The organism is Acidithiobacillus concretivorus, assembly GCF_018853445.1.
In the GTDB taxonomy this organism is placed as follows: domain Bacteria; phylum Pseudomonadota; class Gammaproteobacteria; order Acidithiobacillales; family Acidithiobacillaceae; genus Acidithiobacillus; species Acidithiobacillus concretivorus.
Window position 1 is genome coordinate 11,936 of sequence record NZ_JABELD010000030.1, and the last position, 18,093, is coordinate 30,028.

At 54.3% G+C, this 18,093-nt stretch carries 13 protein-coding genes; 6 read left to right on the forward strand and 7 right to left on the reverse strand.

Translation table 11 applies throughout. The annotated features are described in order from the left end of the window. Window positions 1-265: 265 nt before the first annotated feature. On the forward strand, window positions 266-2,086 hold the full coding sequence (dsbD, locus tag HJG40_RS04725; protein WP_215863120.1) for a protein-disulfide reductase DsbD: 1,821 nt from the start codon (window positions 266-268) through the stop codon (window positions 2,084-2,086). A 223-nt stretch (window positions 2,087-2,309) separates the two neighbouring features. Here dsbD and HJG40_RS15360 read toward each other — a convergent pair whose 3' ends face one another. From HJG40_RS15360 to glnE, 3 genes are read right to left on the reverse strand one after another with little or no spacing between them, the layout of a single operon-like run. Next, complete coding sequence (locus tag HJG40_RS15360; RefSeq protein WP_010637837.1) at window positions 2,310-2,522, reverse strand: zinc-finger domain-containing protein; 213 nt, start codon at window positions 2,520-2,522, stop codon at window positions 2,310-2,312. 3 nt (window positions 2,523-2,525) lie between these two features. Then, window positions 2,526-3,449, reverse strand: a complete 924-nt coding sequence (locus HJG40_RS04735; RefSeq protein ID WP_215863121.1) for a branched-chain amino acid transaminase — start codon at window positions 3,447-3,449, stop codon at window positions 2,526-2,528. A 12-nt stretch (window positions 3,450-3,461) separates the two neighbouring features. Continuing rightward, on the reverse strand, window positions 3,462-6,353 hold the full coding sequence (gene glnE / locus HJG40_RS04740; RefSeq protein WP_215863122.1) for a bifunctional [glutamate--ammonia ligase]-adenylyl-L-tyrosine phosphorylase/[glutamate--ammonia-ligase] adenylyltransferase: 2,892 nt from the start codon (window positions 6,351-6,353) through the stop codon (window positions 3,462-3,464). Between the two features lie 141 nt (window positions 6,354-6,494). On the opposite strand from glnE, the gene HJG40_RS04745 reads away from it, so the two are divergent. Both HJG40_RS04745 and HJG40_RS04750 read left to right on the forward strand, forming a co-directional pair. Further along, the gene (locus HJG40_RS04745) at window positions 6,495-10,199 is read left to right on the forward strand and encodes a YhdP family phospholipid transporter (RefSeq protein WP_215863123.1); all 3,705 of its coding nucleotides are present in this window, start codon (window positions 6,495-6,497) and stop codon (window positions 10,197-10,199) included. A 3-nt stretch (window positions 10,200-10,202) separates the two neighbouring features. Further along, a complete protein-coding gene (locus HJG40_RS04750; protein WP_215863124.1) occupies window positions 10,203-11,006 on the forward strand; it encodes a carbon-nitrogen hydrolase family protein in 804 nt (267 codons plus the stop codon). Between the two features lie 6 nt (window positions 11,007-11,012). Here HJG40_RS04750 and HJG40_RS04755 read toward each other — a convergent pair whose 3' ends face one another. After that, window positions 11,013-11,495, reverse strand: a complete 483-nt coding sequence (locus HJG40_RS04755; RefSeq protein ID WP_215863125.1) for a DsrE family protein — start codon at window positions 11,493-11,495, stop codon at window positions 11,013-11,015. A gap of 122 nt (window positions 11,496-11,617) precedes the next feature. On the opposite strand from HJG40_RS04755, the gene HJG40_RS04760 reads away from it, so the two are divergent. The 3 genes from HJG40_RS04760 (at window position 11,618) to HJG40_RS04770 (ending at window position 14,784) form a co-directional block, all read left to right on the forward strand. After that, window positions 11,618-13,381, forward strand: coding sequence for an ABC transporter ATP-binding protein/permease (locus HJG40_RS04760; RefSeq protein WP_215863126.1), 1,764 nt, complete (start codon window positions 11,618-11,620; stop codon window positions 13,379-13,381). A gap of 84 nt (window positions 13,382-13,465) precedes the next feature. Further along, entirely contained in the window at window positions 13,466-14,041 is a 576-nt protein-coding gene (locus HJG40_RS04765; RefSeq protein ID WP_215863127.1) for a thioredoxin family protein, read from the forward strand. Beyond that, on the forward strand, window positions 14,038-14,784 hold the full coding sequence (locus HJG40_RS04770) for an SDR family NAD(P)-dependent oxidoreductase (protein WP_215863128.1): 747 nt from the start codon (window positions 14,038-14,040) through the stop codon (window positions 14,782-14,784). The genes HJG40_RS04765 and HJG40_RS04770 overlap by 4 nt, the downstream gene beginning before the upstream one ends. A 91-nt stretch (window positions 14,785-14,875) precedes the next feature. Here HJG40_RS04770 and HJG40_RS04775 read toward each other — a convergent pair whose 3' ends face one another. The 3 genes from HJG40_RS04775 to ileS form a co-directional block, all read right to left on the reverse strand. After that, window positions 14,876-15,094 carry a hypothetical protein gene (locus HJG40_RS04775; RefSeq protein WP_215863129.1) on the reverse strand — a complete coding sequence of 73 codons (219 nt, stop codon included), beginning with the start codon at window positions 15,092-15,094 and terminating at the stop codon, window positions 14,876-14,878. Between the two features lie 421 nt (window positions 15,095-15,515). Further along, complete coding sequence (gene lspA / locus HJG40_RS04780; RefSeq protein ID WP_215863130.1) at window positions 15,516-15,974, reverse strand: signal peptidase II; 459 nt, start codon at window positions 15,972-15,974, stop codon at window positions 15,516-15,518. Continuing rightward, on the reverse strand, window positions 15,974-18,093 hold a 2,120-nt coding region (gene ileS / locus HJG40_RS04785), incomplete at its 5' end, for an isoleucine--tRNA ligase (RefSeq protein WP_215863131.1). The genes lspA and ileS, both read right to left, overlap by 1 nt.

Consider the following 18,093-nt stretch of genomic DNA (forward strand, 5'->3'; position numbering starts at 1 on the left):
GCGAAATCCGAAGATTCGCCCTAAAACCACCAAAGGAGGAAGAAACATGCGCTCGCAACCTATCACAGCCGCTTGCATAAGATTGGAGCATGGATCATTCAAAAAGTTCCTGGGCAGCAAAATATTCTTCAAGACCGATGCTGATGTCTGCTCAGGAAGGCTGTGGCCTGCTTGTTGCTAGTAGATGAGAAGGGTAGGCTGCAATGCTTTCCCCTTTGAAGCCTCTACAGGGGCTTTCATCTACAGGTTCGGGAGCAAAATCGGCATGGTTGTTCTGCAAGCACATAGGACCCTTTGGGCCAGATTCATCCTTTTATGTAGTGCAGTTCTGTTATTGGGGCTGAGTGCTTCTTATGCCCATGCCGATCATTTTCTCAGCCCGGATCAGGCGTTCAGCTTTTCCGCGAAATTGTCCAGTCCCGACCATCTGCAGTTGCGCTGGGACGTGGCACCCGGTTATCACCTCTATAGAGACCGTATTCATGTCTCGGTGCTGCCCACCAGCATTTTGTTGGGAAAGTACACGCTTCCCAAGGGGGTGATGCTAAACGACCCGGCTTTTGGAAAAATGCGGGTTCTGGAGGGCGAGAACACCGTAATCATTCCTTTCTCGGTGAAGGGCACCCCGCCGGGCACGCTGACCGTCAAAGCCACTTATCAGGGCTGCGCCAACGCGGGGGTTTGTTATCCTGAACAAAGCAAGACGATACAGCTGTCCTTGCTGGCACCAGCTTCTGCACCGATACCGACCGCTTCGGTACCCAGTCCCCATTCCCAGTCTGCACAGGTAAAAACTAGCAGCAATGCCGGAGTATTGGCTGGTGCTCTGCAGGACAGTTTCTGGCTGACTTTAGGACTGTTTTTCATTGCCGGTCTGGGACTGGCTTTTACACCCTGTATATTTCCGATGATTCCTATTTTGTCAGCGCTGATTGTCGGTCAGGAGGCTAAACGGGGTACACAAAAATCCCGGGCTTTTACTTTGTCGCTGGCTTATGTTTTAGGCATGGCGTTGACTTACACCATTGCGGGCGTGTTGGCAGCAATAACAGGTGCCTACCTGCAGGCTGTTTTCCAGAATCCCTGGATACTGGGGGCATTTGCACTGATATTTGTGTTGCTGGCGCTTTCCATGTTCGGGTTTTATGAGTTGCAAATGCCCAGTGGAATGCAAACCCGGCTTTCCGGGGTGGGTAAGGGTGGGCATCTGTTCAGTAGTTTTGTCATGGGAGCCTTGTCGGCGCTCATTGTCGGCCCTTGTGTAGCGGCACCATTGGCAGGGGCCTTATTGTTTATTTCCCAGACAGGTAATGTATTTTTGGGCGGGCTGTCGCTATTTGCCCTGAGTCTGGGGATGGGTGTACCCCTCTTGATTATTGGGACTTCGGCGGGTCGGCTGTTGCCGCGTGCCGGTGCCTGGATGGACGCAGTCAAGGCGATTTTTGGCGTACTGATGTTGGGGGTGGCCATCTGGCTGATGGCCCGGGTGCTGCCAGGAGCGGTCAGTCTGGCGCTTTGGGCCGCACTGGCCGTTATTTCCTCTATTTACCTGGGGGCGCTGGATACTATGGGGGCTGAAGCCGCAGGCTGGAGACGCTTCTGGAAAGGCGCGGGAATCCTCCTGCTTGCCTATGGTCTGGTGATGGGGGTGGGCGCGTTGAGCGGCGCCAGTGATCCGCTACAGCCGCTCTCAGGAGTCAATGGGGCGTTTAAAAGTGCAGACCATTCAGAGCAGGCGGCATTGCACTTTAGCATGGTGAAAAGCCCCCAAGCCCTTGATGCTGCATTGAAGCAGGCGCATGGGAAACCCGTCCTGGTGGATTATTGGGCCAGCTGGTGCGTGGAATGCGCGCGCATGGACAAGGTGACTTTCGCGACGCCAGAGGTGGAAAATGCCCTGCACAATCGGGTATTAATCCGCGTGGATGTGACCCGGGATGACGCCAATAGTCGGGCTTTGTTGAAGCGCTACAATCTGGTTGGCCCGCCGGCATTTATGGCCATTGGCGCAAATGGTCAGGTGCAGACCCAGCAGGAGGGCTATTTAGGCCCCCGGGCCTTTATGCGCTGGTTGCCCAAATCCTGACGAGCGGCCATGTTCATTGAACTGGAATCGGCAGTTATCCCCTGGGCTTTGCAGCGACTTTGTCCCGCGCCGTTGTTGTTCTTGGTGAAATCCTGCGCCCGTCAGGAGAGCTGTCTGAGCCCAAAGGGCGAGTTCTCTCCTGACAGCAGGATGAACCTTAGAACAACAGGCAAGGGGCGTTGGAGCAAAAAGCCCAGGGGATAACTGCCGATTCCCTCCAGATTTAGTGTCCTGCCGCCTTTTTTAGCGGCCCACCCTTCAATACGTAGAGCGTGCCGCAGTAGGGACACCGGGCTTCGCCCGTTTCTTCAATTTTGAGGAATACCCGGGGGTGACCGTTCCAGCGGCTCATCTCCGGTTGTGGGCAATAGAGCGGTAACTGTTGGGGTTCCACCTCGGTGAACCCCTTGTTGCAGCAGTGAATGGTGTTTTTCATGATTCAGGCGACGTGATGCAACCATTCGGGATGGTCATCCCGACGTCCCGCGACCGTCTCGAAATAACGGCTTTGCAACTGGCTGGTGATGGGGCCCCGACTGCCATTACCAATGACTCTTCCGTCAATTTCGCGAATCGGTGTGACTTCGGCGGCGGTGCCCGTAAAGAAAGCCTCATCGGCAATATAAAATTCATCGCGGGTGAGCTGTTTTTCGACAATGGGAATGCCGGCATCCCGGGCAAAACGGAGAATCGTGTCGCGGGTTATGCCTTCGAGGGCACTGGTCAGGGTGGGGGTATAGAGAATGCCGTCGCGCACCATAAAGACGTTCTCGCCGGAACCTTCGGCTACATAGCCTTCACGGTCGAGCAATAAGGCTTCATCATAGCCGCAGGATGAAGCTTCGCGCTGGGCCAGCATGGAGTTCATATAATTGCCGGTAGCCTTGGCTTTGCACAGGTGGATGTTCACCTGATGGCGATTGAATGAACTGACCTTGACGCGGATGCCTTTTTCAAGAGCCTCCTGCCCCAGATAACTGCCCCAGCTCCAGGCGGCAATGAGAACATGGACTTTCAGGCCTTTGGCAGATAAACCCATGCCTTCGGCGCCATAGAACAGCAGCGGGCGAATGTAGGCAGACTCCAGCTCATTCACGCGAATCACTTCCTTGGTGGCCGCGTTGATTTCGGCTTCCGTGAACGGTGCTTCCATCTGCAGGATTTTGGCGCTGTTGAACAGCCGTTTGGTATGCTCCGGCAAACGAAAAATAGCGGCTCCCTGGGGAGTGGCATAAGCACGCTCGCCCTCGAAACAACCCATGCCGTAATGGAGGCTGTGGGTCAGTCCATGCACCGTAGCTTCTCTCCAGGGCACCATTTTGCCGTCAAACCAGATAAAACCGTCGCGATCCGCCATGGACATTTTTACTTCTCCTTAATCCGTATAACTACCAATCCATTCCTGCCAGATAACCCGCACCTTTGCTGAGGCGTCCTGCAAAGCCTCCCAATGCGGGGTATCATCGGCATGTACATTGTTTTGCTGCAAGTTCAGCCAGCGTTCGTTTTCTACTTGCCGGTAGAGTTTCCAGGCATGCAGCAAATCAGAACCTTGTTGGGCATCCCAAACACCGGATTGCATCAAGGCTCTGATGGCTGCAGCGGTGCTGGTATTCTGACACAAATCTGGCTGCTGTGGGCAAGCGCCTAGCATAGCAAATTGTACAAGAAACTCGATATCTGTCAGTCCACCCGGGCTCAATTTCAGATGAAAAGCTTGTGGGGCTATGTTTTTATTGTCGAAAATACGTTTTCTCATACTCTGCACGGCATTTTTCAAGGTCTTGGCGTCTCTCGCGGTACTCAAAATGGCGTGACGCAATTGTTCGAAACGTGCCCCTAACTGCGGATTGCCGGCCACCCAGCGGGCGCGGGTCAGGGCCTGATGCTCCCAGATCCAGGCGGATTGGTGCTGGTAGCGGCTGAAAGCCTCCATACTGCTGACCAAGGGGCCGGATTGACCACTGGGCCGCAGGCGCATGTCAATTTCATAAAGAATGCCTGCGCGGGTCAGCGTGCTGAGCAGGTGGATGAGCCTTTGTCCCAGGCGGGCAAACCAGGTGGAGGCGGGAAGGGGGGCTGGGCCGTCACTTTCGGCATCAGGCGGGGCGTCATATAAGTAAATCAGATCAAGGTCCGAGGCGAAGCCCATTTCCTGACCGCCCAGCTTGCCCAAAGCAATGACTGCAAAAGATGCGGTCTGTCCATCCTGAGTGCGGATCCGGCCATGGCGGCGTTCCATTTCCAATCGGGCCCAATCCAGCGCGGTTTGCAGGTTAAGTTGTGCCAGATCGCTGAGTTGCTTTAGTAACGCCTCAATGGATAACTGCTGCGTCCAGAAGCTGGCCGCCAGGCGGACCAACTCGGCATTTTTAAAGCGCCGCAGGGCATCCATGCGTTCTTCCTGGTCCTCCGCATATTGTAGTTGGGCGTGGAGAATTTCCGGCCATTGCCCGGACTGGTGGTTGTTGCTGAGTACATCATCGAGCAGCACAGGAAAGCGGGCGAGTTGCTGCGCTAACCAGGGACTGTGCAGCAGCGCACTACAATGCTGCAGATAGCGGGGATTTTCGGCAAGGAGCGCGAGATAATTGGCTTTGCTGAGTATGGCTTCCAGCAGGTTCAGAAAATGTTGAAGAAGCGCTTCGCTGTCAGCTTCCTGTGCACAAATTTCCAGAATCTGCGGCAGCAGATTATCCAGACGCTGGCGTCCTTCGGTGGAGAGCCGCAAAGAGACATCACGGCTATGGGCAAAGCGCCAGAGTCGTGACCAGCTTTCTGACGGGTTTGGAAAATGCAGTTGCTGGAAAAGATCTTCAGGGAGCATTTCCAGAGTATGGTTTTGGGCATGCAGCCAGAGTTGTCGCCCCTTTTCTGGGGTATTGCTGGAAGGCGCAGCTTGCGGAGCCAGCGTTTGTAAAAAAAGCTGATGGACCTGCTGGCGTAAGGCGTCCAGATCCATCTGGAAACTATCCACATTCTCATAGTGCATGGCGCAAGCCAGTCGCTGCCATTCGCGCTCATTGCGGGGAAGTTGCTGGGTTTGCTGGTCCTGGACCATTTGCAGACAGTGCTCGGTATTACGGAAAAAACAGTAGGCTTTGCCCAATAACAGAAAGTCGGATGTTGGCAGTAGATTCAGTTCGTGGAGAACATCCAGCGTGCTGAGGGTATTGGTATTGCGTAGTTGGGGAGTGCGTCCTCCATGGATGATCTGGAGTGATTGACAGATAAACTCGATTTCGCGAATGCCGCCTTGTCCTTTTTTAATGTCATGACTACTTTCGCCCTGTTCAGCATCCATCAGCGCCTTGACCTCACGGAGTCCCTGCAGGGCGGTAAAGTCCAGATAGCGGCGGTAAACAAAAGGCATCAGCATTTCCAGCACTTTTGCACCAAAATCCAAGCTGCCCGCAACGGGCCGGGCCTTGATGAAAGCGTAACGCTCCCAACCCCGCCCATGGACCTGATAATAATGCTCCATGGCGGCAGCACTGATGCAGAGGGGGCCGGCATCACCAAACGGGCGCAGACGCATGTCTACGCGAAAGCAGAAACCTTCGGCACCGGGTTGATCCAGCGCCTGAATCAGCCAGCGCCCCAAACGGCTGAAGTATTCACTGTTTTCCAACGAACGAGGACCATTACTGCTGCCATTTTCGCTAAAGCAGAAAATGAGGTCGATATCCGAGGACAAATTCAGCTCATTTCCACCGAGTTTGCCCATGCCAATGACGGCGAAAGAAACCGCTTCTCCGGCCTCGTTCTCGGGACATCCATAGGTTTGTTCCAATAATGTCTGAGCGTATGTGCAAGCCGCCTGTAAACAGGTTTCGGCCAGCATACTGATAGCTGCTACGGTTTCCGGCATCTGCTCGCCCGGCCTGCGATCCCGCCAGATGATTTCAATCATCCGCGCATTCCGATAGCGCCGTAGTGCCGTGTTGAAGTCCTCAGCGCTGAGATTTTTCAGGTCGGGAAGCGGGGTAACTTCTCCTTTGGCCAATAAAAACAGATGCTGGGGATGACGCTGCAGATACTGACGCAGAAAGGGGCTGGCGCAGGCTACCTGCAAGTAATGCCGGATAAAATCTGCACCATATTCCAGCAGGTTGTTGCGCTGGGTTTCTGAAAATGTTGTCCAGATGATGGTGACCAGTGCTTCTATGGCTCCCCTGTCTACAGGAATTTGCCGGAGAGTTTCGGTGATCAGGGGGGGTAAATCGATTCCAGTTGTTGGATTCTCAGGCACAGGTCTCTGGGACATGGGGTTTTCCTTGGCAGGGCATGTTCACAGTGTACCTGAAGATGGTTATGATACGACCCTGACAATTCCCGTACATTTTCTTGTGCTATTCAGGAAGTTCGCGTATTTCCTCGGCTTATTTATTGACATCGACCGGGTATCATGGCTGATGCCCATGCTGATGCCCCGCATCAGGCAGGACTGCGACAGTCTCTGCACAGACTAGCTGTCGGGTTCGCCCGAATTTCGGCGGTGCTGGTTGCCGCTTTGCTGTTGCTGGTATTCGCTGCTTATCTGCTTTTTATATACCGGCCGGAACTGCTCCGGGATTATCTGCGCAGCACCCTGGTAGCGCATTTCTCGGAACCGGTGCAACTGAGTGCCATCCGGACTGGATGGAAGGGCGGGCCCACGATTCAATTTCAGCATTTGCTGATTGGGTCTGCCGCTCATCCGGATTTGTCCCTGAATGATGTGAACTTGCGGTTTTTTGTTTTGCCGCTGTTTGCGGGCGACCTAATGGCCAGAAAGCTGGATGTGGCCAGTGGTTCTGTAAAACTCCTCAAAAATGCCCAGGGTCATTGGCAGCTAGCCGGACTGAAACCGGGTCAATCCAATGGTTCTTTTAAGCTCAAACTGGATCCAGCACGCCTGCAAATCCAACATTTTTTGATTGAATTGCCGGACCATCATCATTCAACAGACTTGCATTTGCAGTGGCTCAGTACGGGCGGTTTACGACCGAACATGCAGGTTCACCTCGACTGGTCACAAGGCGGCAGCCTGGAATACTCGGGCGCGGCGCGGAGCATTTTTGGCCAGCCAGCGCGTTCAGCAGGAAATGGGCAATGGGCGCTACATAACCTGCCCTTAGCCTGGTTACATGCGCTGGATGGCCGTTTTCCGGCGCTGCAGGGAATGCTGAATGCAGAGGGTAGTCTGGTCTGGCAGGGTGGCTTGCCCAGCGCTTTGGACGGTCATTTTCAATGGAAGCATCCGGATTTTTCGGGGCAAAAATCGACCGGGGTAGCAGGGCAGCTCCGCTGGCAAGGGCGTGCCCACTCGGGGCAGCTTGAGATTGCACAAATCAGTGGGATCAGTGCGCAGCCCTTGTCCGCCCTTTTGCGTCTCCACTGGCAGGGAAGATTGCAGGGTGATTTGAGTGCCAAACGCTTGCCTGTTCAGCTGGTTATGGACATCGGCGGCCCTTTATTAGTGCCGCACTGGCAAAACGGACACCAATCATTCTGGCACGGAAGTTTGCGGGATATGCAGGTGCATTTTGTAAAAAACCGGAACGCCCAAAAGCTGGGCTGGCAACTGCAAACGCGGTTGGACGATCTGGATATTCCCGCTTTGGGCAAGGGCCCACGTCTGGACGGATTGAGCGGCTATCTTGATTTTCAACCGCAGCAATTCAACCTGCACTTGCAAAGCCGACAACTGAATGTATTTTGGCCGCGTTATTTTGCGCATCCCTGGGTTTTACAAAAAGTGTCGGGGAATATTTCTGGTCACTGGAATGCTCAGCAGTGGTCTTTGCAGGCTGCTCCGGTGTTTGTTCATGGCCCTGGAGATTTGCAGCTAATCGCCAGCATTGATCCACAACAATTGCATTTGCAAGCCCGGCTGCAACACATGCCGGTACGCGACATCAACACTTTTCTGCCGAATCAGGGAATTTTACCGGCATTGCGGCGCTGGCTTTCCAGGGCCTTTATCAGTGGTACTCTGGCAAAGGCGGATTTGCGCTGGCAAGGCCCCTGGCAGCATTTGCCCAAAAACCGCCAGCATGAACATCTGAATCTGCAGGCGCATTTTCAAAACGTGCATTTGCATTACGCGCCACGCTGGCCGGATGCGGAGCACCTGGATGCGCATTTGCAGTGGACTGGAAACGCATTAACCGTTCGCAGTCACGGGGATATTTCCGGGATTCCGGTACGGGATGCGCAAGTTTCTATTGGCCATCTGGATACGGCACAGGCATCGCCTCTGTATGCAAAAATTAATACGCCCCTGGCTATGGCAAAACTGCTGCCTTATTTGCGTCAGACCCCAATTTTGAGTCATGCGCAAAATTTGCCGCTGCAACTTTCCGGGGAGGGACAGTTGCAGCTGGCCCTGAAGGTGCCTTTTCATCATGAAAAAACCCGGGTGCAGGGGGTGCTTGCTTTGCAGAAAGCCGGTATGAAAATAGGAAACTGGCAAGCTGAATCCATTTCTGGACCCATTCATTTTCAGCGTGATGCTATCCGTGCCAAAAACCTGCAGGGTCAGTTTGTGGGCGGCCCTGCACAATTGAGTGTACAAGCTAAAGAGCTTGACCAGCAGGCTGATCTGCAGATGCAATTGCAGGGGGCGTTGCAGGCCGGGCAGTTACCGCTGCCGCAATCCTGGCAATCCAGACTGCATGGTGTGATTCCCTATCAGGTGTCTGCAACCCTGGAAAATGGCAGGCTGCGCTTATTGGGAGAGGCCCGGTTACAGCGTAGTCGAAGTACGCTCCCGGCACCCTTTAACTGGAATTATGCGGATGCGTCCCCCGTAAGCATTTCGGGACGGGGATTTTGGCATCGTGCCTTTGATCTGACTGTTCACGCGGCTCAAGGTCAAGCCCGACTAGGTTGGAAAGGGGCGGGTAGGCATTGGCAGTGGCGGGCTGCAGCGTTACGTCTGGGTGCTGGGCCCCTTCCCAAAATGCCCGACTACGGCGTGAGGATAGACGGACAGGGTAAGGTTCTACCTGTCGATGAATGGTTTGCTCTCTTACCGAAGGGTGGTCTGGGAGGCAGTTTGCCAAGCACCCGTTTTGACCTGCATTGGCAGCAAGTGCAACTGCTGGGGCAGGTTTGGCAGCATACCCGTATGCAGGGAGCGGCCCGTGGCCGTAATGGGAATTTGCACTGGCGCAGCCCTCAGTCTGCTGGCAAGCTCACTTATCAGGCGGCACGAGGTCCAGCACAAGCGGCCGCCATTCATCTGAATGTGCAGAAACTGGTACTCAGCCCTGCGCAGACCAAACCTCTGCAGTCTGCCCCGCCAGCTTCCGGGCTACCTTCTGCTCCTGCCTGGGCAGCAGGTAGCCCACTGGACCTGGACGCCCATATGCACCATCTGGACTGGCGTGGGCATCTCGCTAATGACGTGACCTTACAGGCGAAACGCTCACCAAGAGGCTGGCAACTATCGGCTTTGAAAGGGGAGTGGCTGGATAGTCACTGGGATCTCAGCGGGACATGGCAGCCTCTGGATGGTGGTAGGACTACAGTGCAGGGAACCGTGCAGAGCCACAATATTGGCCCGGCTCTGGAAGCGGTGGGGATGAACAGTCTGGAATACGGGCAAGCCCGCTATACGGGTAAAATTTCCTGGCCGGGCCCGCCCTGGAAATGGAATGTGCAGCATCTTCAAGGGACAATCCAGTCCAATATAAAAAACGGCCGCCTCAAAAAAATGGGGACGGATGTGTCCTGGCTGGTTTATGCCAATCCAACGACCCTGCTGAAAGATTTGCTTACTCTGGATTATCGACCACTATTTGGAGAGGGTTTGTTTTTTGATGCGCTTTCCGCAAGGTTTGTGCTCGGGAAGGGTTTGGCGCGCAGTCAGGATATTCGTCTGAGCTCCAGTGCGCTGGCCATGCATGGAGCAGGGACTCTGGACATGGTTGATCAGCAAATGAATCTGAATTTGCAGGTTTATCCCTTGCAAAGTTTTGATTGGCTTCTGGGGCATTTTCCGCTTCTCGGCCCGGCGCTGTTTGGGGATTCGGGTAAGGTGCTAAAATTGAATTACCGTGCGCAGGGCTCTTGGGAACACCCCATGGTTACCCGCATATCGTCATCGTCAGCCAAGGATAAATAACCCATGGACGCTCAGCTTGCCGTGATTCAGATGGTTTCTTCGGATATCCCTTCAGAAAATCTGGAGCAAGCCGCAGGGCTGATTCAGGAGGCCACCCGTGAGGGGGCGAATCTGATCCTGCTGCCCGAGAATTTTGCCTTTATGGGGCGCCATGAAACGGACAAGCTCGCGCTGATGGAGCCCGATGGCGAAGGGGTTATTCAGTCCTGGCTGGCGGAACAGGCGCGTCAGCAGGGCTGCTGGCTGGTGGGCGGCAGCATCCCCATCGCAGCCCCGGATGGGCGTTGCCATGCGGCTTGTCTGGTTTACGATAATGAAGGCCAGCGCCGCGCGCGCTATGATAAAATCCATCTTTTTGATGTGGATCTGGCGGGTGGGGAAACGTATCGTGAATCGCGCAGTATCGCGCCCGGCAAGCAGCCAGTCCGGGTAGCAACCCCTTGGGGCCAACTGGGGTTATCCATTTGTTATGATTTGCGTTTTCCGGAGTTGTATCGTCATTACGCTGGTGCCGAAATGCTGGTGGTGCCAAGTGCTTTCACCCAACAAACGGGTGCTGCCCACTGGGAAAGTTTACTGCGCGCCAGAGCCATCGAAAATCAGGCATACGTGCTGGCTGCTGATCAGGGTGGTCTGCATCAGAATGGTCGTCAGACGTTTGGTGGCAGCATGATTATCGACCCCTGGGGGCAGGTTCTGGCCCGCATGGAACAGGGACCGGGATGGGTGATGGCTGGAATGGACAGGGATTACCTGCAAAGTTGCCGAAAGCAGTTGCCTGCCCTGCAACATCGGCAACTGGACTGAGCGTTTCTACCAGGCGATATAGGCGTAACCCTGTTGCTGCAGGGTAATGAGGTCTACCGCGCCGCTAAACACGGGCACCGCCTGCGAAATCAGATCTGCCTTGTCGATGTGGATGGTTTTCATGGTCTGTTCACAAGCATTGAAAACCACGCCATACATGTGCAGGCTTTCTACCTGTTCCATAATAAATTTTTCATAATGCTGATGATTTTTCGGGGCCTTGACCAGTAACCAGAGGCCGGGTCCGAAGCAGTCGATGACAATGTCGGCATCGCTGTTGAAATGTCCGAGGACGACGGCAGCACTATGCAGAATGTCCAGAACATAAGCCGGATCGGACTTGTTGAGTTGAAACACTACCTTGTTTTTGGTCGGTCCCATCATGCCCTGGGCGTTGCCCTGATTGCTGAGGGCCAGGGCACCGACTCCAGCAACAGCAGCGATACCTCCGATGAACTGACGGCGGGAATGGTTTTTGGATTGGGTCATGCTATTCTCCTGAACTTTATAGATAAGACTCCCCTGGAAGCATAGCAATAATTAAGCCGGGGGCAGCGCGCAGACCGGAGGAGCGTTGAGATGTTGAAAGTTTTCATGGATGGGGAGAGTGCATGAAGCAGTTTAACGGGGCATTTTTTCGCGACTTGTGGCGCATCAGCAAGCCATATTGGTGGCATTCAGAAGAGCGCTGGAGTGCAAGAGGTGTTTTCGCGCTGATCATTCTCCTTAACCTGTTTATGGTATTTATTTCCTACCGCATCACCCAATGGTATGCCGTTTTCTGGAATGCCTTACAGCGTTTTGCTGTCAATGCCGCCTGGCACCAGATGCTGATTTTTCTATTGCTGGCGACAGCCTACATCATAGCTGCCGTATCCCAGACTTTTTTTACCCAGATGCTGGAAATACGCTGGCGACGTTGGCTGACCCGCCATTATCTCGACAACTGGTTGGCCAAAAGTACGTTTTACCATATGCAGGTACTGGGCGATGGTACCGATAACCCGGACCAGCGTATCAGCGAAGATCTGGCCAGCTTTACCGGTCAAACCCTGAACATCATCATTGGTCTGTTGAGTTCTATAACCACTCTGGCAGCCTTTGTGTTCATGCTTTGGGAGTTGTCGGCCATGATTACCATCCCCTGGAAGGGGGCTCTGTACACCATTCCCGGCTATCTGGTTTGGGCTGCCCTGATATATGCCGTAGTTGGAACCATTTTGACGGCACTTATTGGCCGCCCGCTGATCAAGCTCAATTTTAATCAGGAACGCTATCAGGCGGATTTCCGTTTCAGTATGATGCGCTTGCGAGAAAACAGCGAGAGTGTGGCTTTATATGGAGGTGAACACGAAGAGCGCCTGCATTTTCTCCGACGTTTTGCCGAAGTATATGCGAATTACTGGCGGATCATCTGGCGATCCATGCGTCTGAACTGGTGGGTATCAGGATATGGTCAGGCGGCCATTATTTTCCCGATTATTGTCAGCATGCCTGCCTATTTTGTGAATAAAGCCATTGGCATCGGCGGGCTGCAGCAAATTGCCTCCGCTTTTTCCCAGGTGCAAGGTGCGCTTTCTTTCATAGTCAGTAGCTACAGCAGTCTGGCCAACTGGCATGCGGTCGTCGATCGTTTGCGCTTTTTTGAACAATCCATGGATGAGGTGCGGGTTATCCGTGAAACCCACTACCAGATTGAGCGGAACAACGCGCCCTGCCTGCAGGTCAAGGATCTCAATGTACGTTTGCCCGATGGCCGGGAACTGGTGCATGACCTGAATCTCGACGTCCATCGTCGTGAGCGACTGTTGATCATGGGGCCTTCCGGTGGCGGGAAAAGTACGCTGATCCGCAGTCTGGCGGGTATATGGCCTTTTGGTGACGGAGAAATCGGCCTGCCCGAAGGAGAGCGTCCTTTATTCCTTCCCCAAAAACCTTACTTGCCTTTGGGTACCCTCCGGGATGTCCTGGTGTATCCCTTTGGCGCCAGTGTGGATGACCAGCAACTGCAGCAGATTTTGCGCAGGGTTGATATGAGTAGTCTCGCCGACAAGCTGGATGACTCCCGGCTCTGGTCGCATGTGTTATCCTTGGGGGAACAGCGGCGTCTGGCCTTCGCGCGGGTGCTGGTGCAAAAACCGCAGTGGATATTTCTGGATGAGGCGAGTTCGGCGCTGGATGAGCCCGCCGAAAACCGACTATATCAATTGCTGGTCGAAACCCTTCCGGAAAGCGCCATCATCAGTGTCGGACATCGCTCCAGTTTGCTGCAGCACCACCAGCATTGCCTGCGTCTGCAGGGTAACGGGGCCTGGGTGCTCGAAGCTGTACAGCAGCAGGGCTCAGCAGAGGGTCTGCACCCGGCACCGGCATGACCGACAAACGATAAAAGAAGTTTCAGGTCGATTAACACCCTGTCGAGCTTTGGCTCATCATCACGAAAGTTAGGAGATGCAATTATGGCAATGACCGCAAAAGATTTACCCGTTGGTGGCGCCATGCCCGCTTTTTCTTTGCCCGTGGGAGGGCAGAGTGCGCTATGGTCCAGTACATCCGTCCAGGGCAAGCCCTTACTGGTACTGTTCATCTGCAACCACTGTCCTTATGTACTGCATATCAGCAAGCAGTTGGGTGAACTGGCCCATCAGTGGCAAAATCAGGGGGTTCAGGTGGTAGCCATTAACAGCAATGATCCGGAAACCTATCCTGAAGATGCCCCCGAGAAAATGCCTGCCGAAGCGCAGCGAGCCGGTTATGCTTTTCCCTATCTTTTTGATGCAGATCAGGCTGTAGCGAAGGCTTTTAACGCCGTCTGTACCCCGGATATTTTCCTTTTTGATCAGGCGGGCAAGCTTTTTTATCATGGTCAGTTTGATGACAGTCGTCCCAAAAATACGCTGCCGGTAACCGGAAAAGATTTGTCTGCGGCGGTAGCTGCCGTGTTGGCAAAGCGTGAGCCTCCAGAAAAAGTCTTACCCAGTGTGGGGTGCAGTATCAAGTGGCGGGCCGGCAATGAACCGGAGGGTTGGGCATGATTCCCGTGCAGCGCTGTGCCGTGGTGACAGGTGCTTCTTCGGGCATTGGCGCAGAAACAGCGCGTCAGCTTGCCCGCCAGGGATGTAAGGTATATGTCGGTGCCCGTCGTCTGGAAAGACTACAGGCATTAGCCGATGAAATTCAGGGGGTGGCCCTGACTCTGGATGTCACCGACCCGGAAAGTGTCTGTCATTTTGTCGATCAGTTGCCCGAGGCCGTGGATATTCTGGTCAATAATGCTGGCGGTGCGCTGGGCCTTGAGCCTGTTGCCGAGATGGAGGAATCCCACTGGCAACGCATGTGGGACAGTAATGTGCTGGGCTTGGCGCGCATGAGCAAGGCGCTTTATCCACGACTGTTGAAAGCTTCTTCGGGCGTTGGACATCTGGTGAATATCGGCAGTATTGCCGCCCATGAAACCTATGCCGGTGGTGGTGGCTATACGGCCTGCAAACATGCGGTCAAGGCGATTACCGAGACGCTGCGCGTGGAATGGTTGGGCAAGCCCATTCGCATTACCGAAATAGATCCCGGGTTGGTAGAAACTGAATTCAGTCTGGTGCGCTTTGCCGGAGATGCAGAACGTGCGGCGAGTGTATATGCGGGTATGGAGCCTTTGGTGGCAGCAGATATTGCCGACGCGATTAGCTGGGTGGTTAGCCGCCCCGCCCACGTCAATATTGACGAAATCATCATAAAACCGCGCGCTCAGGCGCGGGCCGGGCTGGTTCATCGAGACTGAAATGCCCTTACCCACCTGTTGGTGGGTGCTCTAGAAAAATTGCGTATGTATCTGGTGCGGAAAGGAAATTCAGCGCGCCTACGTCTAGGCTTCAGTGAAAAATATGCTGAAAAATACCGCTGGCTATTTGTTGTTGTTTGGTCACAAAGCTGGGGTGTTGCTGAACCTGTCGTTGCCGGCGCAGCCGGAGCAGACGTTTCTGCAATTCTCGTTTGATGCGTTGTCTTTCATGTCCTGCCATAAATGAAGCGTAACTGGGGAAGCTGCGAACCCGACGCAAAGCCGCTAACAAATTTGTGCTGTTATCCATTTTGTATCTCCTTGCCTTTTACTATGCATTAGCAACGGTAAAGCAAGGAGCATGCCAAAATAATAAAAATATATAAATCAATACACTAAAATTATCCGAACGGTCAGTTGGCCGCTTTCTGTCACGTTTTGACGACAAAGCGCCCGTTTTTACAGGGTGCCCCCTAAAACCGGTGGTGGGCCGGGAAGCTTTGCAGCGACTTTGGCCCGCGCCGTTGTTGTTCTTGGCGAAAGCCTGCGCCCGTCAGGAGAGCTGTCTGAGCCCAAAGGGCGAGTTCTCTCCTGACAGCAGGATGAGCCTTAGAACAACAGGCAAGGGACGTTGGCGCAAAAAGCTTCCCGGCTCACCACCGGTTTTAGGATAACTGCCGGTGTCGCAAAAACTCCCCACTGCGCAATGAGACGTTTTTGTAACCTGAAGGCTAATGACGGCGGAAAGCGTCCAGAACCAGAATTACCGCCCCGATGGAAATGGCACTATCGGCAATATTAAAGTAAGGCCAATATAAAGAACCCCAGTGCGCCCCAATAAAGTCCACGACATAGCCAAGGCGAATGCGATCAATGAGATTACCTACAGCACCGCCAAGAATAAGTGCAAGGGAAATGGCGGTCCAGGTGCTGCCGGGTTTAAGGCGACGCAGGATGGCGACAATGACGACAACAACCAGCAGGGCAATACCAATGAGCAGCCAGCGCTGCCAACCGCCTGCACCAGCCAGAAAACTGAAAGCAGCCCCTGTGTTGTGGACGAGGCGAAAATTCAGGAGGCCGGGGATGACGACAATACCCTGTCCCACCCGCCAGATATGGCTCAACCAGAGTTTGACGCCCTGATCGATAAGGATGACGGCAAAAGACAGCCAAAGGTAACGTAACATCAGCAGAACTCCCGTTGTTCGCCTGGTAATTCAAGATTGCTCACACAACGACCGCAAATTTCCGGATGCCCGGCATGCTGACCGACATCATGACGGCGATGCCAGCAACGCGCACATTTGCTGGCCGTGCTCGTTTGTAACTGCAAGGCAACTCCGGGAACCAGTTCGGCGCTGTGTTCCGGCCGCTCGGCGTAGGCATGTATGCTGCAGGCGGAAGTCATTAAAAAATAGCGCAGTTCTTCTCCCAGGGGCTGCAGAAACGCCTGCCAGTCATCGTTGGCATAAATCTGCAGTTCGGCATCCAGACCTGAGCCGATTTTCTTGTCCTGACGCAACAGTTCCAGTGCCGCATTGACGGCATCCCGCAACTGGCTGAGACGCTCCCAGCGGGTATTGAGCAGGACTGAGTCCTCAGGCAGAGGAAGGTCCGGGTATTCACCGAAAAACACACTGGGTGCAGGCCGATCCCGCATTTCCTGCCAGATTTCTTCTGCCGTAAAGCTCAGGATAGGCGCCATCCAGCGCACCATGGCTTCGAGCATCTGCCAGAGGACGGTTTGTGCAGAACGGCGGGCGTGAGAAGCAGTCGGCGAGGTGTAGAGACGATCCTTGAGTACGTCCAGATAGAGGCCGCCGAGGTCGATGGAGCAAAAATGATGGAGCTTTTGCTGGACCTTCAGAAATTGATACTCGCCATAGGCCGCACGAATTTCTTCCTGCAGTAATGCGGCACGCGCCAGCATCCAGCGATCCATTTCCAGCAATGCTGACGTGGGCAGCGCATCTTTTGCGAAATCAAAATCAGACGTGTTGCCGAGAATATAGCGAGCGGTGTTGCGAATGCGCCGATAGCTATCCCCCAACTGCTTGACGATGGCATCAGAAATGGGAATTTCCCCCCGGTAATCTGCCGAAGCCACCCAGAGCCGCAGAATATCCGCACCATAAAGGTCGATAATGCTTTGTGGGGCGATGACGTTACCCACCGACTTGCTCATTTTGCGGCCTTCACCATCCACCGTGAAGCCGTGAGTCAAAACCGCCTTGAATGGTGCACGCCCCCGGCTCGCTACAGACTCCAGCAGGGAGGACTGAAACCAGCCGCGATGTTGATCTGAACCTTCCAGATACAGGTCGGCAGGACTCTGCAGGTCCGGGCGCTGCTCCAGGACAAAGGCGTGGGTCGAGCCGGAATCAAACCAGACGTCAAGAATATCAGTGCTCTTGTGGAAATGATCATGTCCACAGGCTGCACAATGCGCTTCTGCAGGAAGAAAATCCTCGGCAGGCTGGTTGAACCAGGCATCAACACCGTTGGCTTCCACCGCCTGCGCAATCCGTTCGAAAGTTGCCGCATCGCGCAGTGGTTCACCACACTGGCCGCAGAAAAACAAGGCAATTGGTACGCCCCAGGCTCTTTGCCGGGAAATACACCAGTCCGGACGCTGACGGATCATGCCGGCAATGCGCTCCTGACCCCAATCAGGAATCCAGCGTGTGGCTTCTATGGCAGAGAGGGCTTTGTCGCGGAGCTGGTTGGCAGACATGCTGATAAACCATTGCGGCGTCGCCCGAAACAGCAGGGGCGTCTTGTGTCGCCAGCAATGCGGATAGCTGTGGCGGATTTTTTCCAGATGCAGTAGGGCATCTTCCTCCTGCAGCAGTTCGATGATTCTTTCATTGGCCTGACGAATATTCAGCCCGCTCAGACCACGGGGCAGGTCATCACGCAGGCGGCCGTTATCCTGCAAGGGACTTTCCACCGGCAGATGATAATGACGACTGGCCTCATAGTCCTCTACGCCGTGTGCCGGCGCGGTGTGCACACATCCGGTGCCGGCTTCCAGGGTAACGTGTTGGCCGAGAATGACCGGAACCTGACGATCCAGAAAAGGATGCTGCAGAATCAGTCCTTCGAGCTGCGATCCGGTACATTCTGCCAGAATGGCATGACTGTTTTCCGAAGTTTCTCCATAACGGGCGAGGGTGCTTTCAGCCAGATCGGCAGCCAGCAGAATATGGCGATGCCCACTGCGCAGGAGGACATAAGAATAATCAGGATGTACGGCGACCGCCTGATTGGCGGGTAAAGTCCATGGGGTGGTGGTCCAGATGACAA